The sequence below is a fragment of the Streptomyces canus 299MFChir4.1 genome, from assembly GCF_000383615.1.
GTDB classification, from domain to species: domain Bacteria; phylum Actinomycetota; class Actinomycetes; order Streptomycetales; family Streptomycetaceae; genus Streptomyces; species Streptomyces canus_C.
The window spans coordinates 152,205-174,732 of sequence record NZ_KB911597.1 but is presented as its reverse complement, the minus strand read 5'-3'; the positions used below and the strand labels follow the sequence as shown (position 1 = coordinate 174,732).

At 69.9% G+C, this 22,528-nt stretch carries 24 protein-coding genes and 2 pseudogenes; 19 read left to right on the top strand and 7 right to left on the bottom strand.

Going from position 1 to position 22,528, the window contains the following annotated elements; all coding sequences use genetic code 11:
* Positions 1-23 precede the first annotated feature (23 nt).
* Entirely contained in the window at positions 24-2,111 is a 2,088-nt protein-coding gene (tkt, locus tag H293_RS0129775) for a transketolase (RefSeq protein WP_020121478.1), read from the bottom strand.
* 354 nt (positions 2,112-2,465) lie between these two features.
* On the opposite strand from tkt, the gene H293_RS0129770 reads away from it, so the two are divergent.
* From H293_RS0129770 to H293_RS55245, 4 genes and pseudogenes are all read left to right on the top strand, one after another.
* Positions 2,466-3,419: a heme o synthase gene (locus H293_RS0129770; protein ID WP_028808306.1), complete on the top strand. Its 954-nt coding sequence runs from the start codon at positions 2,466-2,468 to the stop codon at positions 3,417-3,419.
* A 44-nt stretch (positions 3,420-3,463) separates the two neighbouring features.
* On the top strand, positions 3,464-3,796 hold the full coding sequence (locus H293_RS0129765; protein ID WP_020121476.1) for a hypothetical protein: 333 nt from the start codon (positions 3,464-3,466) through the stop codon (positions 3,794-3,796).
* Positions 3,797-3,899: 103 nt separating this feature from the next.
* On the top strand, positions 3,900-5,006 hold the full coding sequence (locus H293_RS0129760) for an amidohydrolase family protein (protein ID WP_020121475.1): 1,107 nt from the start codon (positions 3,900-3,902) through the stop codon (positions 5,004-5,006).
* 22 nt (positions 5,007-5,028) lie between these two features.
* Positions 5,029-5,735: pseudogene (locus H293_RS55245) on the top strand (nucleotidyltransferase domain-containing protein).
* Here the strand turns inward: H293_RS55245 and H293_RS0129745 are convergent.
* The 4 genes from H293_RS0129745 to H293_RS0129730 are packed head-to-tail and all read right to left on the bottom strand — an operon-like array spanning position 5,690 to position 9,308.
* Entirely contained in the window at positions 5,690-6,712 is a 1,023-nt protein-coding gene (locus tag H293_RS0129745) for a COX15/CtaA family protein (protein ID WP_051138174.1), read from the bottom strand. The pseudogene H293_RS55245 and the gene H293_RS0129745 sit on opposite strands and share 46 nt — an antisense overlap.
* 37 nt (positions 6,713-6,749) lie before the next feature.
* A complete protein-coding gene (locus H293_RS0129740; protein WP_020121471.1) occupies positions 6,750-7,520 on the bottom strand; it encodes an ABC transporter permease in 771 nt (256 codons plus the stop codon).
* The gene (locus H293_RS0129735; protein ID WP_033415771.1) at positions 7,517-8,440 is read right to left on the bottom strand and encodes an ABC transporter ATP-binding protein; all 924 of its coding nucleotides are present in this window, start codon (positions 8,438-8,440) and stop codon (positions 7,517-7,519) included. The genes H293_RS0129740 and H293_RS0129735 overlap by 4 nt, the downstream gene beginning before the upstream one ends.
* Positions 8,441-8,450: 10 nt before the next feature.
* The gene (locus H293_RS0129730; protein WP_020121469.1) at positions 8,451-9,308 is read right to left on the bottom strand and encodes an AAC(3) family N-acetyltransferase; all 858 of its coding nucleotides are present in this window, start codon (positions 9,306-9,308) and stop codon (positions 8,451-8,453) included.
* 161 nt (positions 9,309-9,469) lie between these two features.
* Between H293_RS0129730 and H293_RS0129725 the strand changes: the two genes are divergently transcribed.
* The 8 genes from H293_RS0129725 to H293_RS0129690 are packed head-to-tail and all read left to right on the top strand — an operon-like array spanning position 9,470 to position 16,043.
* A complete protein-coding gene (locus tag H293_RS0129725; protein WP_020121468.1) occupies positions 9,470-10,225 on the top strand; it encodes a helix-turn-helix transcriptional regulator in 756 nt (251 codons plus the stop codon).
* Positions 10,222-11,643: a Fe-S cluster assembly protein SufB gene (sufB, locus tag H293_RS0129720; RefSeq protein WP_020121467.1), complete on the top strand. Its 1,422-nt coding sequence runs from the start codon at positions 10,222-10,224 to the stop codon at positions 11,641-11,643. The genes H293_RS0129725 and sufB overlap by 4 nt, the downstream gene beginning before the upstream one ends.
* Before the next feature lie 59 nt (positions 11,644-11,702).
* Positions 11,703-12,884, top strand: coding sequence for a Fe-S cluster assembly protein SufD (sufD, locus tag H293_RS0129715; protein WP_020121466.1), 1,182 nt, complete (start codon positions 11,703-11,705; stop codon positions 12,882-12,884).
* Positions 12,884-13,201 (top strand): non-heme iron oxygenase ferredoxin subunit, encoded by a 318-nt coding sequence (locus H293_RS0129710; protein WP_020121465.1) that lies wholly within the window; start codon positions 12,884-12,886, stop codon positions 13,199-13,201. The genes sufD and H293_RS0129710 overlap by 1 nt, the downstream gene beginning before the upstream one ends.
* Positions 13,202-13,208: 7 nt before the next feature.
* Positions 13,209-13,973, top strand: a complete 765-nt coding sequence (sufC, locus tag H293_RS0129705) for a Fe-S cluster assembly ATPase SufC (protein ID WP_020121464.1) — start codon at positions 13,209-13,211, stop codon at positions 13,971-13,973.
* Positions 13,970-15,226, top strand: a complete 1,257-nt coding sequence (locus H293_RS0129700) for a cysteine desulfurase (protein WP_020121463.1) — start codon at positions 13,970-13,972, stop codon at positions 15,224-15,226. The genes sufC and H293_RS0129700 overlap by 4 nt, the downstream gene beginning before the upstream one ends.
* Before the next feature lie 17 nt (positions 15,227-15,243).
* A complete protein-coding gene (gene sufU, locus H293_RS0129695) occupies positions 15,244-15,714 on the top strand; it encodes a Fe-S cluster assembly sulfur transfer protein SufU (RefSeq protein WP_020121462.1) in 471 nt (156 codons plus the stop codon).
* Positions 15,711-16,043 carry a metal-sulfur cluster assembly factor gene (locus tag H293_RS0129690; RefSeq protein WP_007381214.1) on the top strand — a complete coding sequence of 111 codons (333 nt, stop codon included), beginning with the start codon at positions 15,711-15,713 and terminating at the stop codon, positions 16,041-16,043. The genes sufU and H293_RS0129690 overlap by 4 nt, the downstream gene beginning before the upstream one ends.
* A 67-nt stretch (positions 16,044-16,110) precedes the next feature.
* On the opposite strand, the gene H293_RS0129685 is transcribed toward H293_RS0129690, so the two are convergent.
* A complete protein-coding gene (locus H293_RS0129685; protein ID WP_020121461.1) occupies positions 16,111-16,929 on the bottom strand; it encodes an AbfB domain-containing protein in 819 nt (272 codons plus the stop codon).
* Between the two features lie 264 nt (positions 16,930-17,193).
* On the opposite strand from H293_RS0129685, the gene H293_RS0129680 reads away from it, so the two are divergent.
* The 7 genes and pseudogenes from H293_RS0129680 to H293_RS0129655 all read left to right on the top strand — a co-directional run bounded on the left by H293_RS0129680 (position 17,194) and on the right by H293_RS0129655 (position 21,515).
* Positions 17,194-17,514: a DMT family transporter gene (locus tag H293_RS0129680; protein ID WP_020121460.1), complete on the top strand. Its 321-nt coding sequence runs from the start codon at positions 17,194-17,196 to the stop codon at positions 17,512-17,514.
* Positions 17,514-18,059, top strand: a complete 546-nt coding sequence (locus tag H293_RS0129675; protein WP_020121459.1) for a TetR/AcrR family transcriptional regulator — start codon at positions 17,514-17,516, stop codon at positions 18,057-18,059. Before H293_RS0129680 ends, H293_RS0129675 begins: the two co-directional genes overlap by 1 nt.
* Positions 17,972-18,172: pseudogene (locus tag H293_RS60320) on the top strand (RNA polymerase subunit sigma-70); the annotation flags it as partial. The gene H293_RS0129675 and the pseudogene H293_RS60320, both read left to right, overlap by 88 nt.
* 15 nt (positions 18,173-18,187) lie before the next feature.
* Positions 18,188-18,478 carry a hypothetical protein gene (locus tag H293_RS50135; protein WP_020121458.1) on the top strand — a complete coding sequence of 97 codons (291 nt, stop codon included), beginning with the start codon at positions 18,188-18,190 and terminating at the stop codon, positions 18,476-18,478.
* Positions 18,479-18,587: 109 nt separating this feature from the next.
* Positions 18,588-19,577, top strand: a complete 990-nt coding sequence (gene dapD / locus H293_RS0129665) for a 2,3,4,5-tetrahydropyridine-2,6-dicarboxylate N-succinyltransferase (RefSeq protein ID WP_020121457.1) — start codon at positions 18,588-18,590, stop codon at positions 19,575-19,577.
* A gap of 148 nt (positions 19,578-19,725) precedes the next feature.
* Complete coding sequence (locus tag H293_RS0129660) at positions 19,726-20,295, top strand: SigE family RNA polymerase sigma factor (protein WP_020121456.1); 570 nt, start codon at positions 19,726-19,728, stop codon at positions 20,293-20,295.
* Positions 20,292-21,515 carry a WD40 repeat domain-containing protein gene (locus tag H293_RS0129655; protein ID WP_020121455.1) on the top strand — a complete coding sequence of 408 codons (1,224 nt, stop codon included), beginning with the start codon at positions 20,292-20,294 and terminating at the stop codon, positions 21,513-21,515. The genes H293_RS0129660 and H293_RS0129655 overlap by 4 nt, the downstream gene beginning before the upstream one ends.
* On the opposite strand, the gene dapA is transcribed toward H293_RS0129655, so the two are convergent.
* Positions 21,516-22,409, bottom strand: coding sequence for a 4-hydroxy-tetrahydrodipicolinate synthase (gene dapA / locus H293_RS0129650; protein WP_020121454.1), 894 nt, complete (start codon positions 22,407-22,409; stop codon positions 21,516-21,518). It lies immediately after the preceding gene.
* Between the last annotated feature and the right edge of the window lie 119 nt (positions 22,410-22,528).

Below are 22,528 nucleotides of genomic sequence, written 5' to 3'. Positions count from 1 at the left end.
CTCCTACGTGTCGTATGTGAGCGTCAGCGCTGGGCGGCGGCGAGAGATTCCCGCGCCTTGGCGGCCACGTTCTCGCCAGTGAAGCCGAACTCCTGGAAGAGGAGCTTGCCGTCCGCGGAAGCACCGAAGTGCTCCAGGGAAACGATGCGACCGGCGTCCCCCACGTACTTGTGCCAGGTGAGACCGATCCCCGCCTCGACCGCGACACGGGCCCTCACGGACGGGGGCAGGACGCTGTCCCGGTACCCCTGGTCCTGCTGCTCGAACCACTCCACGCACGGCATGGAGACGACGCGCGTGGGCACACCGTCGGCTTCGAGCCGCTCGCGCGCGTCGACGGCGACGTGCACCTCGGAACCGGTGGCGATGAGGATCACCTCGGGAGAGCCGTTCGACGCCTCGAACAGGACGTAACCGCCCTTGACGGCGTCCTCGTTGCCCTCGTACGTCGGCACGCCCTGACGGGTCAGCGCCAGACCGTGCGGGGCGCCCTTGCCGAACTCCTTGGTCCAGCGCCGCAGGATCTCGCGCCAGGCGATCGCGGTCTCGTTGGCGTCCGCCGGGCGGACCACGTTCAGACCGGGGATCGCGCGCAGCGAGGCCAGGTGCTCGACCGGCTGGTGGGTCGGGCCGTCCTCGCCCAGACCGATGGAGTCGTGCGTCCACACGTACGTCACCGGCAGGTGCATCAACGCCGAGAGCCGGACGGCGTTGCGCATGTAGTCGGAGAAGACGAGGAACGTACCGCCGTAAATGCGGGTGTTGCCGTGCAGCGCGATGCCGTTCATCTCCGCGGCCATGGAGTGCTCGCGGATGCCGAAGTGGATCGTGCGGCCGTACGGGTCCGCCTCCGGCAGCGGGTTGTCCGCCGGGAGGAAGGAGCTGTTCTTGTCGATCGTCGTGTTGTTCGAGCCCGCGAGGTCGGCGGAGCCGCCCCACAGCTCGGGGATCACGGCGCCGAGGGTCTGGAGGACCTTGCCGGAGGCGGCACGGGTCGCGACACCCTTGCCCGGCTCGAAGACCGGGATCGCCGACTCCCAGTCCTTGGGCAGCTCACCCGCGGCGATGCGGTCGAACTCGGCCGCGCGCTCGGGGTTGTTGTTCCGCCACTCCTGGAAGGACTTCTCCCACTCGGCCTTCGCCTGACGGCCGCGCTCCAGCGCCTGCCGGGTGTGGTTGATGACCTCGTCGGACACCTCGAAGGACTGCTCCGGGTCGAAGCCCAGCACCCGCTTGGTGGCCGCGACCTCGTCGTCGCCGAGCGCCGAGCCGTGGGCGGCCTCGGTGTTCTGGGCGTTCGGGGCGGGCCAGGCGATGATCGAGCGCATCGCGATGAAGGACGGCCGGTCGGTGACCGCCTTGGCCTTCTGGATCGCCTCGAAGATCGCGACCGGGTCGAGGTCGCCGTTGGCCTGGGGCTCGACACGCTGCACATGCCAGCCGTACGCCTCGTACCGCTTGGGGGTGTCCTCGGAGACGGCCGTCTCGGTGTCGCCCTCGATCGAGATGTGGTTGTCGTCCCACAGCAGGATCAGATTGCCGAGCTTCTGGTGGCCGGCCATCGAGGACGCCTCGGCGGAGATGCCCTCCTGGAGGCAGCCGTCACCGGCGATGGCGAAGATGAAGTGGTCGAACGGGGACTCGCCCTGCGGGGCCTCCGGGTCGAACAGACCGCGCTCGTAGCGGGCGGCCATCGCCATGCCGACTGCGTTGGCGACACCCTGGCCGAGCGGGCCGGTGGTGGTCTCCACGCCCTTGGTGTGGCCGTACTCCGGGTGGCCCGGGGTCTTCGAGCCCCAGGTGCGGAAGGACTTGAGGTCGTCCAGCTCCAGGCCGAAACCGGCCAGGTACAGCTGGGTGTAGAGGGTCAGGGACGAGTGGCCGGCGGACAGCACGAAGCGGTCGCGCCCGACCCAGTCGGGGTCGGCCGGGTCGTGCCGCATCACCTTCTGGAAGAGGGTGTAGGCGGCGGGAGCCAGGCTCATCGCCGTACCGGGATGGCCGTTGCCGACCTTCTGTACGGCGTCGGCGGCCAGGACGCGGGCGGTGTCGACGGCCCGCTGGTCCAACTCGGTCCACTCGAGGTCTGTGGTGGTCGGCTTGGTGCTCACCCTGGGTCAGGGCTCCTCTCCACATGTCACGCATGTCGAAATGCCGGTGCACGGGACGCCCGGCCGTTGTCGAGCCTACCCCCGCAAGTACGTGCGTTTTTTCGAGTCATTCCAGACTGCCGGGCCGCGCGGACATCCGCCTCCCGACTGGCCCGAACCGCACTTGGCAACTGAATACGCAGCCGCTCGTCCGAGTGCTCAACCGAGTGGGACCGAGCTCTTCCGGGGGCGTCCTCGGACACGACCCGACCCCCGCGAATGCCGGGGTATGGGCAACGTCTACAGTGGCGTGGTACGCGCGAGCCTTTACCGGGACTTCACACGGCTGAGGCTTGCTGGGATGTCTCTGTAGGGGTGTGCGTGACGGCCGTCGAATCCCGTCCAGCGGGGGTGCTCGGTGCGAGCCAGAGCCCGAGCCACCGGCCGTTCGGGGCCCGTGTCAAGGCGTTCGTAGCTCTGACCAAGCCTCGGATCATCGAGCTGCTGCTCATCACCACCGTTCCGGTGATGTTCCTCGCCCAGCAGGGCGTGCCGGACCTGAAGCTGGTGCTGCTCACCTGCCTGGGCGGCTACCTGTCGGCGGGCGGCGCCAACGCGCTCAACATGTACATCGACCGCGACATCGACGCGCTCATGGACCGCACCTCGCAGCGTCCGCTGGTCACCGGCATGGTGTCGCCGCGTGAGTGCCTGGCCTTCGGCATCACGCTGGCGGTCGTCTCGACGCTGCTGTTCGGCCTCACCGTCAACTGGCTGAGCGCCTGGCTCTCCCTCGGCGCGCTCCTCTTCTACGTCGTCGTCTACACGATGATCCTCAAGCGCCGCACCTCGCAGAACATCGTGTGGGGCGGCATCGCCGGCTGCCTGCCGGTCCTGATCGGCTGGTCGTCGGTCACGAACTCCATGTCGTGGGCGCCGCTCGTCCTCTTCCTCGTCATGTTCTTCTGGACGCCGCCGCACTACTGGCCGCTGTCCATGAAGGTGCGCGAGGACTACGCGCGCGTGGGCGTGCCGATGCTGCCGGTGGTCGCCTCCAACAAGGTGGTCGCCAAGCAGATCGTCATCTACAGCTGGGTGATGGTCGCGGTCTCGCTGCTGCTGACGCCCCTCGGCTACACCGGCTGGTTCTACACGGCGGTCGCGCTGCTCGCGGGCGGCTTCTGGCTGTGGGAGGCACACGGCCTCCAGAACCGGGCCAAGGCCGAGGTGACGGGCACGAAGCTCAAGGAGATGCGGCTGTTCCACTGGTCGATCACCTATGTGTCGATCCTCTTCCTCGCGGTGGCGGTCGACCCCTTCCTGAGGTAAGGGTCACGTGGCCGCCCCCTCTACTCGTCGGTAGCATCCTGGTCATGGCAGACACGCAGCAGGTTGACGCGAAGGCCGCGCGCAAGGTCGCCCGGCTCGCCAAGCAGATCAGCGCCTTCTCCAAGAAGCACGGCGGCGCCGAGGGCCAGCTGGCCCACATCGGCGAGCGCGGCACCCGGATCGTCCTCGTCGGCGAGGACGGCGACTGGGGCGACCTGGTAGCCCCCTCGCACGAGCTGGCCCAGCAGGCCGTCGAGAAGTCCGGCATCACCGTTCACGAGGAGTTCGACGGCGAGTTCGCCGCCAAGGTGAGGACGGGGCCGTACGAGTGGAGCCGGATGGCGGGCATCCAGGTCGGCGGTCCCTCGAACGGCTGAGATCCCTCGACCTTTCACCCGGAGTGGGCGACACCAACACCTGATGCCCGGTTCACCCGTTAGGACCTGTTAGAGCGACACGGTCCAAGCACGGGGAGCCCGGATGATCGAAACGCCGTCCCTCGTGGACCAGTACTGCCACGGCGTACTGAGGACGGAGCTGGGTCTCGGCACCTTCGAGACCCAGCTGGCCCGCACCGAGGGCCCGCCCGCCCCGGGGACCACGCTGTTCGACACCCAGACGGGTTTCGCCGTACGGCGCTGGTGCCCGCCCCTGCTCGGCCTGGAACCGCACTGTCCGCCCGCCCGCTATCTGGCCCGGCGCCGGGAACTGGGCGTACTGGAAGCGGGCCGCAGGCTGCTGCGGGGCAGCGGGATCACGACCTACCTGGTCGACACCGGACTGCCCGGCGACCTCACAGGGCCCACCGAGCTGGCCACCGCCGCGGACGCCGAGGCCCGCGAGATCGTGCGCCTCGAACTCCTCGCCGAACAGGTCGCCGACACCTCGGGCACCGTCGAGTCCTTCCTCGCCAACCTCGCCGAGTCGGTGCACGGAGCCGCCGCGAGCGCGGTCGCCTTCACCTCGGTGGCGGGCGTACGGCACGGACTCGCGCTCGCGCCCGAGCCGCCGGGGCCCGGAGAGGTGCGGGGCGCGGCGGGCCGGTGGCTGGCGGCCCGCCGGGTGGGCGGCGAACTGTGCGACCCCGTTCTCCTGCGGCACCTGCTGTGGATCGCGGCCGCCTCGGGCCTGCCCCTGCAACTGCACGCCGGGTTCGGCGAGCCGGGCCTGCGCATCGACCGCACGGACCCCGTCCTGCTCACCGACTTCGTTCGGGCCACCGCGGGTCTCGGCACCGACCTCGTCCTGCTGCACAGCTACCCCTACCACCGGCACGCGGCCCATCTCGCCGGTGTCTTCCCGCACGTCTACGCCGACTCCGGTGCCGCCCTCGTCCGCACCGGGGCCCGCGCGGCGACCGTCCTCGCGGAGATCCTGGAACTGGCCCCCTTCGGCAAGATCGTCTTCTCCAGCGGGGCCCACAGCCTGCCCGAACTGCATGTGGTGGGCGCCCGGCTGTTCCGCGAGGCGCTGGCCCGGGTGCTCGGCGGCTGGGTCACCGAGGGGGCCTGGTCGCTGGCGGACGCGCAGCGGGTGGCGGGACTGATCGCGGCGGGGAACGCACGCAGGGTGTACGGGCTGGAGTGACCTGCCTGTACAGGATGGGTCCATGCGGACCGACGGCTTACTGGACCGCTTCCTCGCTGACCTGGCCCCGCTCGGCCCCGTCGCGGTCTGGGCCCACGGCTCGCTGGCCGGCGGCGACTACCAGGAGGGCCGCAGCGACCTGGACCTGATCGCCGTTCTCCCCTCCGTCACGCCCCCGTACGGTGTGGCGGCTGGCGAAGCTGCACGCGCGGCTGCGGGCCGAGCCGCTGTCCCGGCAGCTGCACTGCACCTACCTGACGCCTGCGGCCGATCCGGGCCGCCGCCACCTCACCTGGGCCCACGAGGAGCTGTTCACGCGGCCGGTCTCCCGGGTGACCCGGCGCGAACTGCACGCCTTCGGGCGGGTGCTGGACGGGAAGCCGCCCGCGGAACTGCTGGCGCCGGTGTCGGACCGGGAACTCGCCGAGTACGTGGTCCGCGACCAGCGTGACTTCTGGCGGCTGGCCCTCGACAACGCCGGACTGTGGACCCGGGACGTGTGGGTCGACCTCGGACTGCTGACCTTCGCCCCCGCGAGCGTGACCCTGCGCGAGGGTCGGCTGATCTCGAAGCGCGAGGCACTGGAACTGCTGCCGCGGTTCGGGGCGCCCGTGGAGGTCGTCGAGGACATCCGGCGCCGCCGCTACGGCGATCCGGCCCCGGCATCGCGAAGCGACCCGCGGCTACCTGGGCCCGGCGATGGACGAGCTGGTGGCGGCGTACGACTGAGCGGGTACCTCGGGCGTGTCGCCCTCGGACCGCTCCCGCAGGGCCAGCAGGACCCGCAGGACCCCGATCCACACCAGGGCCGAGCCGAGCATGTGCAGGCCGACCAGGAACTCGGGCAGGTCGGTGAAGTACTGGACGTAGCCGATGACGCCCTGGGAGAGGAGGACCAGGAAGAGGTCGCGGGTGCGGTGCAGGGGGCCCTTGGGGGCGTCGACCGCCTTGAGGATGAACCACAGGGCGAAGGTCAGCGACACCACGATCCAGGCCAGGACAGCGTGCGCCTTGGCCACCGTCTCCCAGTCCAGCGGCATCCGCTCGACCTCGCTGGAGTCACCGGCGTGCGGTCCTGCGCCGGTCACGACCGTGCCGACGAGGATCAGCAGGGCGGCGGCCGCGACCATGAACCACACCAGCTGCTGCACCGGCTTGCCGACCAGCGGGCGGGGAGCCGTGTCGCCCTCACGGGTGCGCTGCCACATCACCGCGGCGACCGTGATCAGGGCCGTCGTCGCCACGAAGTGGGCCGCGACGGTGTACGGGTTCAGACCCACGAGAACGACAATGCCGCCGAGGATCGCGTTGCTCATCACGATCCAGAACTGCGCCCAGCCCAGCCGGGTCAGACTGCGCCGATACGGCTTCTCGGAGCGCGCGGTGATGATCGCCCAGCCGACAGCGGCGCACAGCACGTAGGTGAGCATCCGGTTGCCGAACTCGATGGCACCGTGGAAGCCCATCGCGCTGGTCGCGGTCAGCGAGTCGTCCGTGCACTTGGGCCAGGTCGGGCACCCGAGTCCCGACCCGGTCAGCCGCACCGCCCCGCCGGTGACCACGATGACCACCGCCATGACGAGCGCGGAGAGCGCCGCCCGCTGAACCGTCCGGGGAGTCGGGGTCCAGCGTGCGGCGATGAAGGCGAGCGGGTTGCGGACGGCCGCTACGGCGTCGGCGCGGGTCAGGTTCGGCACGCGTTCCATCGTAGGGGGCCGCTTGTGCACGCGTTCACGAGGGCCCCTACTCCCAGCGGAAGAAGCGTCCCGCCACGGCCAGACCGGCCACGGCCCACACCGCCAGGATCCCCAGGTCGCCCCAGGGCATCCCGGCCCCGTGCTGCAACACGTCGCGCAGCCCGTCCGACAGGGCCGTGATCGGCAGCAGGCTCAGGACGTCCTGGGCTCCGGCAGGGAACTTGGACAGGGGGACGATCACGCCGCCGGCGACCAGGAGCAGCAGGAAGACCAGGTTGGCCGCGGCCAGGGTGGCCTCTGCCTTCAGGGTGCCGGCCATGAGGAGGCCGAGGCCCGAGAAGGCCGCTGTGCCGAGGACCAGGAGCAGCAGGACGGCGAAGGGGTTGCCGTGCGGGGACCAGCCCAGCGCGAAGGCGATCACCGTCAGGAGGATCACCTGGAGGATCTCCGTCACCAGGACCGATGCCGTCTTCGCCGTCATCAGGCCCCAGCGGGGGAGCGGGGAGGAGGCCAGGCGCTTCAGGACGCCGTAGCGGCGCTCGAATCCGGTCGCGATCGCCTGGCCCGTGAAGGCCGTCGACATGACCGCGAGGGCCAGGACGCCGGGGGTGAGGAAGTCCACCGCCTTGCCCTCGTCCGTGTCGATGATGTCCACCGAGCTGAACAGGACCAGCACCAGGGTCGGGATCACCACCGTCAGCAGGAGCTGCTCACCGTTGCGCAGGAGCATCTTCGTCTCCAGGACCGCCTGGGTCGCGATCATGCGTCCCAGGGGCGCCGCGCCCGGCTCGGGCGAGTAGAGACCGGTGGCCGTCATGCGCGCAGCTCCTTGCCTGTGAGCTCCAGGAAGACGTCTTCCAGGGTGTGCCGTTCCACCGAGATCTTCTCCGGCATCACGCCGTGCTGAGCGCACCAGGACGTCACCGTCGCCAGCAGTTGCGGATTGACCTTGCCCCCGACCCGGTAGGAGCCGGGGGTCAGTTCGGCCGCCGAGCAGTCCGCCGGGAGCGCCTTGAGCAGGGAGCCCACGTCGAGCCCGGGGCGGCCCATGAAGCGCAGGGTGTTCTCGGCGCCGCCCCGGCACAGCTCCTCGGGGGTGCCCTGGGCGATGACCCGGCCGCCGTCGATGATCGCCACGTCGTCGGCGAGCTGCTCGGCCTCGTCCATGTAGTGCGTGGTGAGGACGACCGAGACGCCGTCCGCGCGCAGGTCGCGCACCAGGTCCCAGGTCGCGCGGCGGGCCTGCGGGTCGAGGCCGGCGGTCGGCTCGTCCAGGAACACCAGTTCCGGACGGCCCACGACGGCCATGGCGAGCGCCAGGCGCTGCTGCTGGCCGCCCGACAGCCTGCGGTAGGTCGTCCTGCCGCAGCTCTCCAGACCCAGGCGCTCGATCAGCGCGTCCACGTCGAGCGGGTGCGCGTGCAGTTTCGCCATGTGCCGCAGCATCTCGTCGGCCCGGGCGCCCGAGTACACGCCCCCGGACTGGAGCATCACGCCGATCCTCGGGTGCAGCTCACGGGCCTGCCGCACCGGGTCGAGGCCCAGGACCCGTACCGTGCCGGAGTCCGGCTTCCGGTATCCCTCGCAGGTCTCCACCGTCGTCGTCTTGCCGGCGCCGTTGGGCCCGAGTACGGCGGTCACGCCCGCCCGGGTCACCAGGTCGAGGCCGTCCACGGCGGTCTTCGTGCCGTACCGCTTCACCAGGGCGTGGACCTGGACCACGGGCTCACTTCGCATGGGCCCGAGTCTAGGTTCGCCGCCCGGGCCGCAGACGGGCGGGTGCAGGATCTCCACCCAGCGCGCTCTTCGGGGTGTCGTCCCGCGACCGGTGCAGCGCCAGCCACCGCTGCGCGTACCGCACGGCGTCCGCCACCGGGAACAGCCGGACCTCGGCCGCGCCCACCTTTCCCCGTACGACGACGGCCTGGTCCCGCTCGAAGTCGTACCCCAGTTCGTCGAAGCGGTCCGAGGTGATCGAGACCTCCGTCACCACCTCCCACCCGTCCGGCCCCGGGCGGCCGACGTTCACCAGCGGGGCCGGGATGCGGTACTCGGCGAGATGGAAGCTCGTGCAGGTGTCGTAGCCCGCGCCGAGGAGCAGTACGCGCGCGTGGAGGGCCTCCAGGCGGGCCAGCGGGCTGTGCTCGCCGAGCCGGCAGTCGGGAGCGTGGCCGTCCACCACGTCGCGCGCGCGGGGGCCGATCGCCGCGAACGAGGTCTGCGGGTGCGCGCTGCGCAGGGCGCCCGGCCAGGTGCGCACGGTCTCCGGGATCACGCCGACCCCGCGCGAGGGCGTCACGAGCGGGTCGTACGCGGGCATGGTCGCCCGGATCGTGTCCCACCACTCCTCGGGCACCGGGGGGTTGCTCCACACCGCCGGGTCCGAGAGGTCGCCGGTCTGGGCGGGGACCACGAGGGTGCCGTCCGGGCCGAGGGCGTCCAGAAGTCCCTGGACCACCGCGACCGGGCCTCCGCAGACCCAGCCGAGGGAGCTGAGCGAGGAGTGCACGAGCAGGATCTCGCCGCTTCTGACACCCAGTTCGCGCAGTTGTCCTGCGAGGGTGTCGCGAGTGACAAGTGGGCCGGTGGGAGGTGGTATCGGCATGGTTCGGCAGTGTCCCCGACAGGGGCGCCGGATGCCACCGGTTCGATCGATCAATGATCGTTTCCCCAGGTCAGGTTAGGGATGCCTAAGTGATGCAGGGCACCGTCCGTCGGAGCGGGCGCGGGTTGCCCGGTCCTGAGGAATTACGCAACAATGGCGTTGTGAAAAACGTCGGCGAGGCTCGGGAGACCCCCACGGGGACCCCTCAGGAGGAGCTCGCGACCGGTGAGCGGTCCACCCGCAACCGCGTCGCGCGATCCATCCTGGACCACGGCCCGTCGACCGTCGCCGAGCTGGCCGGACGACTGGGGCTCACCCAGGCGGCCGTACGACGTCATTTGGACGCCCTGGCGGCCGACGAGGTCGTGGAGGCGCGGGAGCAGCGGGTGTACGGCGCGCGGACGCGTGGCCGTCCCGCCAAGGTCTTCGCGCTCACCGACTGCGGCCGGGACGCCTTCGACCAGTCGTACGACAAGCTGGCCGCGGACGCCCTGCGCTATATCCAGGAGCGCTTCGGCGGGGACGAAGCGGTCGTCGCCTTCGCGCGCGCGAGGATCGCCGCACAGGCCGAGGGGTACCGCCAGGCCGTCGAGTCCGCCGCCCCCGAGGAGCGCACCGAAGCCCTGGCCAAGGCCCTGAGCGCGGACGGGTACGCTGCTACGGCGCGCAGCGCACCGGTCGGCGAGCAGCTCTGCCAGCACCACTGCCCGGTGGCCCATGTCGCGGAGAAGTTCCCCCAGCTCTGCGAGGCGGAGACCGAGATCTTCTCCCAGCTGCTGGGAACCCACGTCCAGCGACTGGCGACCATCGCGCACGGCGACGGCGTCTGCACGACGTTCATCCCCAAGATTTCCCACAGCACTGATCACACCACTGATATCGCATCTGCAAGCACGGCCGGGAGGAACCCCGCATGACTCTCCCCACGGAGACTGCCCACCCCGAACTCGAGGGCCTGGGTAAGTACGAATACGGCTGGGCCGACTCCGACACGGCCGGCGCCTCTGCGAAGCGCGGCATCAACGAGGACGTCGTCCGCGACATCTCCGCGAAGAAGAGCGAGCCGGAGTGGATGACCAAGCTCCGGCTCAAGGGGCTGCGCCTCTTCGGCAAGAAGCCCATGCCGAACTGGGGCTCCGACCTCTCCGGCATCGACTTCGACAACATCAAGTACTTCGTGCGGTCCACGGAGAAGCAGGCGGAGTCCTGGGAGGACCTGCCCGAGGACATCAAGAACACGTACGACAAGCTCGGCATCCCCGAGGCGGAGAAGCAGCGCCTCGTCGCCGGTGTCGCCGCCCAGTACGAGTCCGAGGTCGTCTACCACCAGATCCGTGAGGACCTGGAGGAGCAGGGCGTCATCTTCCTGGACACCGACACCGCTCTCAAGGAGCACCCGGAGCTCTTCAAGGAGTACTTCGGCACCGTCATCCCGGTCGGCGACAACAAGTTCGCGTCGCTGAACACCGCGGTGTGGTCCGGCGGCTCCTTCATCTACGTGCCGCCGGGCGTGCACGTGGAGATCCCGCTCCAGGCCTACTTCCGTATCAACACGGAGAACATGGGCCAGTTCGAGCGGACCCTGATCATCGTCGACGAGGGTGCCTACGTGCACTACGTCGAGGGCTGCACGGCGCCGATCTACAAGTCGGACTCGCTGCACTCCGCGGTCGTCGAGATCATCGTCAAGAAGAACGCCCGCTGCCGTTACACGACCATCCAGAACTGGTCGAACAACGTCTACAACCTGGTCACCAAGCGCGCCGTGGCGTACGAGGGCGCGACCATGGAGTGGATCGACGGCAACATCGGCTCCAAGGTCACCATGAAGTACCCGGCCGTCTACCTGATGGGCGAGCACGCCAAGGGCGAGACCCTGTCCATCGCCTTCGCGGGCGAGGGCCAGCACCAGGACGCCGGCTCCAAGATGGTCCACATGGCGCCGAACACCTCCTCCAACATCGTCTCCAAGTCGGTGGCGCGCGGTGGCGGTCGTACGTCCTACCGCGGTCTCGTCGAGATCGGCGAGGGCGCCCACGGCTCCAAGTCCAACGTGCTGTGCGACGCGCTGCTCGTCGACACCATCTCCCGCTCCGACACGTACCCGTACGTGGACGTCCGCGAGGACGACGTGTCCATGGGCCACGAGGCCACCGTCTCCAAGGTCTCCGAGGACCAGCTCTTCTACCTGATGAGCCGTGGTCTGTCCGAGTTCGAGGCGATGGCGATGATCGTGCGCGGCTTCGTCGAGCCCATCGCGAAGGAGCTGCCCATGGAGTACGCCCTCGAGCTCAACCGGCTGATCGAGCTGCAGATGGAAGGCGCGGTCGGCTGACCGGTCCTTCAAGAAGCAGCGGCACATTTCTGACGTAGGAAGAGAGCAGACCGACAGCCATGGCTGAGGCTCAGAACATCCCGGTGGGCAGCACGACCGCCGGCCAGATCGCGGTGGCCGCCGAGTCGACCGTCGCCACGCGCATGAGCGCGCCCCCGTCCTTCGACGTCGCGGACTTCCCGGTCCCGCACGGCCGCGAGGAGGAGTGGCGGTTCACCCCGCTGGAGCGCCTGCGCGGGCTGCACGACGGCACCGCCGTCGCGACCGACGCGGGCGTGAAGGTCGCCGTGGAGGCCCCCGAGGGCGTCACCGTCGAGACCGTCGACCGCGGCGACGCCCGGATCGGCAGGGCGGGCACCCCCGTGGACCGCATCGCCGCCCAGGCGTACTCCTCGTTCGAGAAGGCCGGCGTGATCACCGTCCCCAAGGAGACGGTCCTCACCGAGCCCGTCCGGATCGCCGTGCACGGCGAGGGCGGCACCGCCTTCGCCCACCAGGTGATCGAGCTGGGCGCCTTCGCCGAGGCCGTCGTGGTCATCGACCACACCGGTGACGCGGTGCTCGCGGCCAACGTCGACTACGTCCTCGGGGACGGCGCCAAGCTGACCGTCGTCTCCGTCCAGGACTGGGACGACAAGGCCGTGCACGTGGCCCAGCACAACGCGCTGATCGGCCGGGACGCCACCTTCAAGTCGTTCGTGGTCACCTTCGGCGGCGACCTCGTCCGGCTGCACCCGCGCGTCGCCTACGCCGGCCCCGGCGGCGAGGCCGAGCTGTTCGGCCTGTACTTCACCGACGCCGGCCAGCACCAGGAGCACCGCCTCCTCGTCGACCACAACACCCCGCACTGCAAGTCGAACGTCGCCTACAAGGGCGCGCTCCAGGGCGAGGGCGCCCACGCGGTGTGGATCGGTGACGTGCTCATCGAGGCCAAGGCCGAGGGCACCGACACCTACGAGATGAACCGCAACCTCGTCCTCACCGACGGCGCCCGGGTCGACTCGGTGCCGAACCTGGAGATCGAGACCGGCGAGATCGTCGGCGCCGGCCACGCCTCGGCGACCGGCCGCTTCGACGACGAGCAGCTCTTCTACCTGATGGCCCGTGGCATCCCGGCCGACGAGGCCCGGCGCCTCGTGGTCCGCGGCTTCTTCGCCGAGCTGGTCCAGCAGATCGGTGTCGACGACATCGAGGAGCGCCTCCTTGTGAAGATCGACGAGGAGCTGGAGGCCACCGTCTGATGGCTTTCCTACGCGCCTGCGGGCTGAGCGAGCTGGAGGAGAACACCCCGAAGCGGGTGGAACTCGACGGCACGCCGGTCTCGGTCGTGCGGACCGAGGGAGAGGTGTTCGCCATCCACGACATCTGCTCCCACGCCAACGTCTCGCTCTCCGAGGGCGAGGTGGAGGACTGCCAGATCGAGTGCTGGCTGCACGGCTCCAGCTTCGACCTGCGCACCGGCAAACCGTCCGGCCTTCCCGCGACGCGCCCCGTCCCCGTATACCCCGTAAAGATCGAAGGGGACGACGTGCTCGTCTCCCTCAACCAGGAGTCCTGAGGCACCCATGGCAACGCTTGAAATCCGCGACCTGCACGTCACCGTCGAGGCCGACAACGCCACGAAGGAGATCCTCAAGGGCGTAGACCTGACCGTGAAGCAGGGCGAGACGCACGCCATCATGGGCCCCAACGGCTCCGGCAAGTCGACGCTCGCCTACTCCCTCGCGGGTCACCCGAAGTACACGATCACCGGCGGCACCGTCACCCTCGACGGCGAGGACGTCCTGGAGATGTCCGTCGACGAGCGCGCCCGCGCGGGCCTGTTCCTGGCGATGCAGTACCCGGTCGAGGTCCCGGGTGTGTCGGTCTCGAACTTCCTCCGTACGTCCGCCACCGCGATCCGCGGCGAGGCCCCCAAGCTGCGTACCTGGGTGAAGGAGGTCAAGGAGACCATGGAGCGCCTCTCCATGGACCCGTCCTTCGCCGAGCGCAACGTCAACGAGGGCTTCTCCGGCGGTGAGAAGAAGCGCCACGAGATCCTCCAGCTCGAACTGCTCAAGCCGAAGATCGCGATCCTCGACGAGACCGACTCCGGCCTCGACGTCGACGCCCTTCGCGTCGTCTCCGAGGGCGTCAACCGTGTCCGCGAGACCGGCGAGGTCGGCACCCTGCTGATCACGCACTACACGCGCATCCTGCGCTACATCAAGCCCGACTTCGTCCACGTCTTCTCCGGCGGCCGGATCGTCGAGTCCGGCGGCGCCGAGCTCGCCGACAAGCTGGAGAACGAGGGCTACGAGGCATACACGAAGGGTGGCGTATCCGCGTGACACAGCTGCCGGGCCTCCTCGACACCGAGGCGATCCGCAAGGACTTCCCGATCCTGGACCGCCTGGTCCACGACGACCGGAAGCTCGTCTACCTGGACAACGCGGCGACCTCGCAGAAGCCGCGCCAGGTACTGGACGCCCTGAGCGAGTACTACGAGCGCTACAACGCCAACGTCCACCGCGGTGTGCATGTGCTCGCCGAGGAGGCCACGGCGCTGTACGAGGGCGCGCGCGACAAGGTCGCCGAGTTCATCAACGCGCCCTCGCGCAACGAGGTGATCTTCACCAAGAACGCCTCCGAGTCGCTCAACCTCGTGGCGAACATGCTGGGCTGGGCCGACGAGCCCTACCGCGTGGACTCCGAGACCGAGATCGTCATCACGGAGATGGAGCACCACTCCAACATCGTGCCGTGGCAGCTGCTGGCGCAGCGTACGGGCGCGAAGCTGAAGTGGTTCGGGCTGACCGACGACGGGCGCCTCGACCTCTCCAACATCGAGGAGGTCATCACCGAGAAGACGAAGATCGTCTCCTTCGTGCTGGTCTCCAACATCCTGGGCACGGTCAACCCGGTCGAGGCGATCGTCCGGCGCGCGCAGGAAGTCGGCGCGCTGGTCTGCATCGACGCCTCCCAGGCCGCGCCGCACATGCCGGTGGACGTGCAGGCGCTCCAGGCCGACTTCGTGGCCTTCACGGGCCACAAGATGTGCGGCCCGACGGGCATCGGCGTCCTGTGGGGACGGCAGGAGCTCCTGGAGGACCTGCCCCCGTTCCTCGGTGGCGGCGAGATGATCGAGACCGTGTCGATGCACTCGTCGACGTACGCCCCGGCGCCGCACAAGTTCGAGGCGGGCACCCCTCCGGTCGCGCAGGCGGTCGGTCTGGGCGCGGCCATCGACTATCTGCAGTCGATCGGCATGGACAAGATCCTCGCCCATGAGCACGCGCTGACCGAGTACGCGGTCCAGCGTCTGGCGGAGGTACCGGACCTCAGGATCATCGGCCCGACCACGGCCGAGGACCGGGGCGCGGCGATCTCCTTCACGCTCGGTGACATCCACCCGCACGACGTGGGCCAGGTCCTCGACGAGCAGGGCATCGCGGTCCGGGTCGGCCACCACTGCGCGCGGCCGGTCTGCCTGCGGTACGGAATTCCCGCGACCACGCGAGCGTCGTTCTATCTGTACTCCACTCCCGCCGAGATCGACGCACTGATCGAGGGGCTGGAGCACGTACGGAACTTCTTCGGCTGACGGGAACGGGCTATCGCATGAAGCTGGACTCGATGTACCAGGAAGTCATCCTGGACCACTACAAGCACCCGCACGGGCGTGGTCTCCGGGACGGCGACGCCGAGGTGCACCACGTGAACCCGACGTGCGGCGACGAGATCACCCTCCGCGTGAAGTACGACGGCACGAGGATCGAGGACGTCTCCTACGAGGGCCAGGGCTGCTCGATCAGCCAGGCCAGCGCCTCCGTCCTGAACGATCTGCTGGTGGGCAAGGACCTGGCGGACGCGCAGCGGATCCAGGAGACCTTCCTGGAGCTGATGCAGTCGAAGGGCAGGATCGAGCCCGACGACGCGATGGAGGAGGTGCTGGAGGACGCGGTCGCGTTCGCCGGTGTCTCCAAGTACCCGGCCCGGGTCAAGTGCGCCCTCCTCAGCTGGATGGCGTGGAAGGACGCGACGGCCCAGGCGCTGGACGCCGGAGCCGACGCCGAAAGGAAGACGGCATGAGCGAGACCGTTGAGATGAAGCCGGCCTCGGAGGAAGAGATCCGCGAGGCGCTGTACGACGTCGTCGACCCCGAGCTGGGCATCGATGTCGTCAACCTCGGCCTGATCTACGGCATCCACGTCGACGACGCGAACATCGCGACCCTCGACATGACCCTGACCTCGGCGGCCTGTCCGCTGACGGACGTCATCGAGGACCAGGCCAAGTCCGCCACGGACGGCCTCGTCAGCGAACTCCGCATCAACTGGGTGTGGATGCCGCCGTGGGGCCCGGACAAGATCACGGACGACGGACGCGAGCAGCTTCGGGCGCTCGGGTTCAACGTCTGACAGACGCGTACACGCGAAAGCGGCGGCACCTTCCGGGTGCCGCCGCTTCCGCGTGCTCGGACGCGGTTCAGGCCAGGCCGTGCACCAGCTGGAACGACGAGTCCGACAGGAACTGCGAGCTGTACTCGAAGCGTTCCAGACGGATCACGAAATTTCTGTGGCGCAGGAAGTAGTCGGGGTAGTTCACCGACTCCAGCATCGTCGCGCTGGTGTAGGCGGCGTCCCGGGGGCAGAACGTGGCGTCCTGCTTGAACAGGGACGTGCCGTCGTTGCGGTCGGCCCGCAGGACGAAGTTGCGGTGGCGCAGGTACTTTCCGTCATGGGTGGCGAAGGAGTAACAGGAGGCGTTCGCCAGGCCCTTGACCTGCTTGAAGGTGGCGTCCTCGCGGGACTCCGAGCCCCTGACGGGGTCGAGGCCCACATAGCCGTCGTCCACGTGCCAGAAGCGGTCGGGGAAGTTGACCGAGTGCACCGAACGGTAGGTCACGGAGGGCTTCGGATTCGACGAACTGCCCTTGGAGGCCGTGGGCTTGGACTTGGGCGGCTTCGGGGTGTCCGAGACCGCGACGGTGGGGCCGGTGCCCTGCTGCCGGGGGCCCCGGGGAGAGGGGGACACCGACGAGAGGCCGCTGTCGCCCCGGGGCGCCGCGGTCGTCGCGGGCTGCGAGGAGAAGGAGATCAGACCTCCCTCGTCCCGCGCGGTCTTTGATGAATCGTCACCCTTGTTGTCGGTGGCGGCTATTGCCGCGACACAGGCGATGACCGTGGCCACCGCCAGCGCGCCGGCGAGATAGAGCCGCCTGGTGCCGGGTGTACGGGAGGTGTCCAACGTCCAGCCGTTCTCCCAGGGGCGGTCCTGGGGCGGCCGGGACTTGTCTTCGGGCATGCGCTGTTCCTCCGGCGCGGCGCGAGGCGACGTGCGGCTGCTGTGGTGGCGCGGTGTGTGAATGGTGAAACACAAGTGGTTCCGGGGGAACACTAGTGGTTACCGGCGGTCCCGAGCAGCCCTTTGAACCGGCCGGTTTCCACATTCCGCGCTCAGTTGGCTCTCCGGAGCGCCTCGTCGGGCGACGGGAGGGGTGATGTGATCACCTCTGCACCCGCTTGTCCCGTACGGCCTTCTCGCCCGCCGTTATGTACGCTCGTACGCATGGGATACCTGCTGCTCGCCGGAGCCATCGCCGCCGAGGTCGGAGCGACCACGGCCATGAAGTACACCGAGGGCTTCAGCCGGCTCGGGCCCTCGCTGCTGACCGTACTCGGATACGTCCTCTCCTTCGCGCTGCTCGCCCAGACGCTGAAGACGGTGTCGGTCGGCACCGCCTACGCGATCTGGGCCGGAGTGGGCACCGCGGCCATCGTCACCATCGGGATGATCTTCCTCGGGGAGGCGATGACGCCCACCAAGGCCGCCGGGATCGCACTGATCATCGTGGGCGTCGTGGTCCTGAACCTGGGTGGGGCGCACTGATGCCCCGACGGCACGACCCCGAGCGCCGGCAGCGGATCATCGACGCGGCCATCCGGGTGGTGGGGCGCAAGGGGCTCGCGGGGCTCAGTCACCGCAGCGCCGCCGCCGAGGCCGACGTACCGCTGGGATCGACGACGTACCACTTCAAGAGCCTCGACGAGCTGATGGTCGCCGCGCTGCGCCAGGCCAGCGAGGGCTTCGCCAAGGCGGTCGCCGCGCACGGGGCCCTCGACGAGGCCGGCGGTGACCTGCCCGCCGGCCTCGCCCGCGTCCTCGGCGACTGGCTCGGCGGCGACCGCACCGGCGTCGAGCTGGAGTACGAGCTCTACCTCGCCGCCCTGCGCCGCCCCGCCCTGCGCCCCGTCGCCGCCGAATGGGCCGACGACCTCTCCGAACGCCTCGCCCACCGCACGGACCCGGTCACGGCGCGGGCCCTGGTCGCGCTGATGGACGGAATCTGCCTCCAGGTGCTGCTGACGGGGGCGCCGTACGACGAGGGGTATGCGCGGGAGGTGCTGGGGCGGGTGATTCCGGCAGGTGCGTAGTCGCCCGGTCGCTGGAGCAGCCGGAGCTGTTCGCGCGGCTCTACGACCGCTGCGCGCCGGACATCCACCGGTACGCCGCCCGCCGGCTCGGCGACGGCGCCGCCGACGACATCCTCCTCGGCGCCGACGTGTTGCCCTCCAAGGGGCTGGCCTCGCTCTACCGGGCGCTCGCGACGCTGCCGGGCGGCACGGTCGTCGACCACCTCGTCGAGACCGCCTCCGGACGCCGGGCCATCGCACTCGACCACCACACGCGGGACGGCTATCCGGGGACCGAGGAGAAGCTTCGGGACCAGTGGCTGCTCGACCCGCAGACGTATCGCGTGACCGGGATGCGCATGCTCCTCGGCGACAAGGTCGTCGGCGGCAACTCGCTCCTCGCCACGGCTGTCGTCGACCGGGCCGGTGAACGCGGCTGACCCCTCGGACCGGGCGGCCCGCGCCGCGGGGGAGTACGGGCCGCCCATCACCCGAGACGCCCCGCGGACGGGTTCGCGTCCCGTGCCTCCCGCCGGTTAGGTTTCCCTCATGACCGACACGACTGCTCCGCGCACCACCGGCGCCATCGCCGCAGGCCTCGCCACCGTCGCCGCCGACGGCACCGTTCTCGACACCTGGTTCCCCGCTCCCGAGCTCTCCGCCGAACCCGGTCCGGCCGGCACCGAGCGGCTCTCCGCCGACCGGGCCGTGGAACTGCTCGGCGAAGGCGCCGCCAAGGCGATCGGCCCGGACGCCCGCCGTGGCGTCGAGGTGATCGCGGTCCGCACGGTCATCGCCTCCCTCGACGACAAGCCGCTCGACACCCATGACACCTACCTGCGGCTGCACCTGCTCTCGCACCGGCTGGTCCAGCCGCACGGCCAGAGCCTGGACGGCATCTTCGGCCTCCTGCCCAACGTCGCCTGGACCTCGCTCGGCCCCGTCGCCGTCGACGACATCGAGAAGGTGCGCCTCAACGCGCGCGCCGAGGGTCTGCACCTCGCCGTGACCAGCGTCGACAAGTTCCCGCGCATGACGGACTACGTGGCCCCCCAGGGCGTCCGCATCGCCGACGCCGACCGGGTCCGGCTCGGCGCGCACCTCGCCGCGGGCACCACCGTGATGCACGAGGGCTTCGTCAACTTCAACGCGGGCACCCTCGGCACCTCGATGGTCGAGGGCCGCATCTCCGCCGGTGTCGTGGTCGGCGACGGCTCGGACATCGGCGGCGGCGCCTCCACCATGGGCACGCTCTCCGGCGGCGGCAACGTCCGGATCACCATCGGCGAGCGCTGCCTGATCGGCGCCGAGGCAGGCGTCGGCATCGCGCTCGGTGACGAGTGCGTCGTCGAGGCCGGTCTCTACGTCACCGCGGGCACCCGGGTCACCATGCCCGACGGCCAGATCGTCAAGGCCCGCGAGCTGAGCGGCGCCTCGAACATCCTCTACCGCCGCAACTCGGTCACCGGCACCGTCGAGGCCCGCCCGAACAACGCGGTCTGGGGCGGCCTCAACGACGTCCTGCACAGCCACAACTGACCCGCGACCGCGTGGCGAAGTCGCCGTAGAGGACTCGCATCCTCTACGGCGACTTTTTTCGTGGCGGTGGCATAGCGGCGGGCCACCGTACGCGTCACAAGGGTCGGAGGGGTGGCGCACAGGCGTCGCCGGGGAAGAGAAGGTGACGATGGATGCCGAAGGGCTGGAGAGTTTCCGGGACTTCGTGGACAGCAGGTCGTCCGCTCTGCTGAAGACCGCCGTGCTGCTGTGCGGGGGAGACCGGCACGCCGGTGAGGATCTGTTGCAGAACGCCCTGGTCAAGGCGGCCGGGCGGTGGCAGAGGATCGACGAACCGGAGGCCTACGTACGGCAGGTCCTCTACCGCCAGCAGGTCAGCCGCTGGCGGCTCAAGTGGCCGCGGCGGGAGGTCAGTGTCGCCGAGCCGCCCGAACCCCCGGGCAGCGACGAGCCCGGCGCCGACACCGCCGCCGCGGCCGAACTGCGCCTGGTGATACGCCAGGCCCTGTCCCGGCTCACCGCACGCCAGCGCACCGTGCTGGTGCTGCGCTACTTCGAGGACCTGCCCGAGGCCGACGTGGCCCGGCTGCTGGGATGTTCGGTCGGCACCGTGCGGTCCACCACCCACCGTTCGCTGGCCCGGCTGCGCCAACTCGCCCCCGAACTGGCCGCCCTCGGCCTCGCGGAGGCGGAACGGTTCGACGCCCATGACTGCTCGCCCGTGGAGGTGCGTCCGTGAACGTCGACGACATCGTGCGCGACGCCCTGCGCGAGCAGGCCGCCGAACAGCCCCCGGCGGCAGCGGGGTTCGCCGACCGGGTGCTCGCCGTCCGGCGCCACCGACGTACCCGCAGGATCACGGTCGCCGCCGTGACCGCGGTCGCCGTGGTCGCCGTCGGGGTGGCGGTGCCGCTGCTGGACTCCGGCAAGGAGGATGTACGGCCCTCGGGGGGCATCGTGACCCCGAAGAAGGTCGAGTCCCATCCCGACCAGTCGCCGCCGCGCGACAGGATCTCCGTCGGGGGCACGACCCTGGCCGGGTACTCCGTTCCGAAGAAGGTCAAGAAGAGTGCGGACAGCGCCGTCTACGAGCGCACCTACTACCTGCTGAATCCGAAGACCGGCAGGTACGCCAAGGCCGCCGACTGGTCCTGGGTCGCCGTCGCCCCGGGTGGGAAGACCGCCGCCGTCCTCGAGCGCGATCTGCCAGCCTCGCGGATCGGCCTGCTCGACCTGACCACCGGCAAGGTCGAGCGGTGGATCGACGTCGACCACGGTGTCGGCGGGCTCACCTTCTCCCGCGACGGCCGCAAGCTGGTCGCGACGACGTACGGCGAGAATCCCGACCGGCTGATCAAGGCGCAGGGCAACGCCGAGTGGATCCAGCCGCGGACGTCGAGCCGCACCGGCTTCTCCGTCCTCGACGTGGCCTCGGGGGACGGCGCCTGGACCGAGATCAAGCTCGCGGGCGACTCGGACGACCCCCTGCGCGGCACCGTGCTCAACAGCCGCCAGGACTTCGCCCTCACCGACGACGGCCGCCACGTCTGGGAGGGCCGCCCCACGGAGCCCGGCTACGTGTTCTACGACCTCACCGGCAAGGAGGTCCCCGTGCCGGCGGGCTACACGTACCTGGACTGGTCCGTGGACGCGGGCAGGTCGCCCGACGGCAAGCTCGTCGCGGGCGGGTTCGCGGGCACGAAGTGGAAGACGTCCTCGTACGTCTTCGACGCCCGGACCGGCAAGAAGGCCGAGGTGCGCGGACAGCAGCTGATCGCCTGGGTGGGCGACAAGCAGCTCATCGCATGGGACATGGGCGAGAACGACAAGAACGAGCACCACAACCGGCTCGTGCTCGTCACCCTCGGCAGCGACAAGGAGATTCCGCTCAGCGGCTTCCTGGAAGGCAGCACACCGGACGGCGACGGACGCTGGGAGCCGCTCTTCGCCCAGCCCTGATCAGGCGGCCACGAACCGTTCGTACTCCGCCAGCAGCCCGTCGGCCGCCTCCCGGCCGGCGGGCCGCAGCGGGGCGCGGACCGGGCCCGCGGGCAGGCCGAGCGCGTTGAGGAGGGCCTTGGCAGTGACCGTGCCGGGCAGGCCCGCCGACATCATCGCCTCGATCAGCGGCGTGGCCCTTCGTTGGAGGCGGGCGGACACGGGGGTGTCGCCCGCCTCGAACGTCTCCAGGATCGCCCTCAGCCGGTTGGGGACCACGTTGGCCACCGTGCTGACGTACCCCGTCGCGCCCACCGCGTACAACGCGAGGATCTGCTCGTCGCAACCCGCGTAGTACGCCAACTCCGTACGGTGCAGGACCTTTTGGGTGCCGAGAAGGTCGTAGGAGCAGTCCTTGACCGCGACGATCCGGGGGTGCTCGGCGAGCCGGATCATCGTCTCCGGCTCGATGCGGGTACCGGTGCGGGCTGGGATGTCGTAGAGCATGACGGGCAGCCCGCAGGCGTCCGCGATCTCACGGAAGTGTGCCTCCAGCGCGTCCTGCGGCGGCCGGCTGTAGTAGGGGCTGACCACCAACACCCCGTCCGCGCCCGCCTTTTCGGCGCCGAGGGCCAGCTCGACGGTGTGCCGGGTGTCGAAGGTGCCCACCCCCGCCACGACCGTGGCCCGCGCGCCCACCGCCTCCCGCACCGCCCTCACGAGCGCGGACTTCTCCGCGTCCGTCGTGGTCGGCGACTCGCCCGTCGTGCCGGACAGGACGAGCCCGTCGCAGCCCTCCGCCACCAGGTGGTCGGCGAGCGTCTGCGCGCCGTCGAGGTCGAGGGCACCGGCCTCGTCGAAGGGCGTGATCATGGCGCAGAGGGCGCGGCCGAAGGGCGGGGCGGTGGTCGTCATGCGCGTAGTCTCGGTCGATCGACCGTGAAGCTCCACTTAATTCTTCTACGGTGTATCGGTAAGGGATGCTGCGAAGAGGTCCTATGTCCAAATCGGGCCCGCATGGGTCACCATGGTCA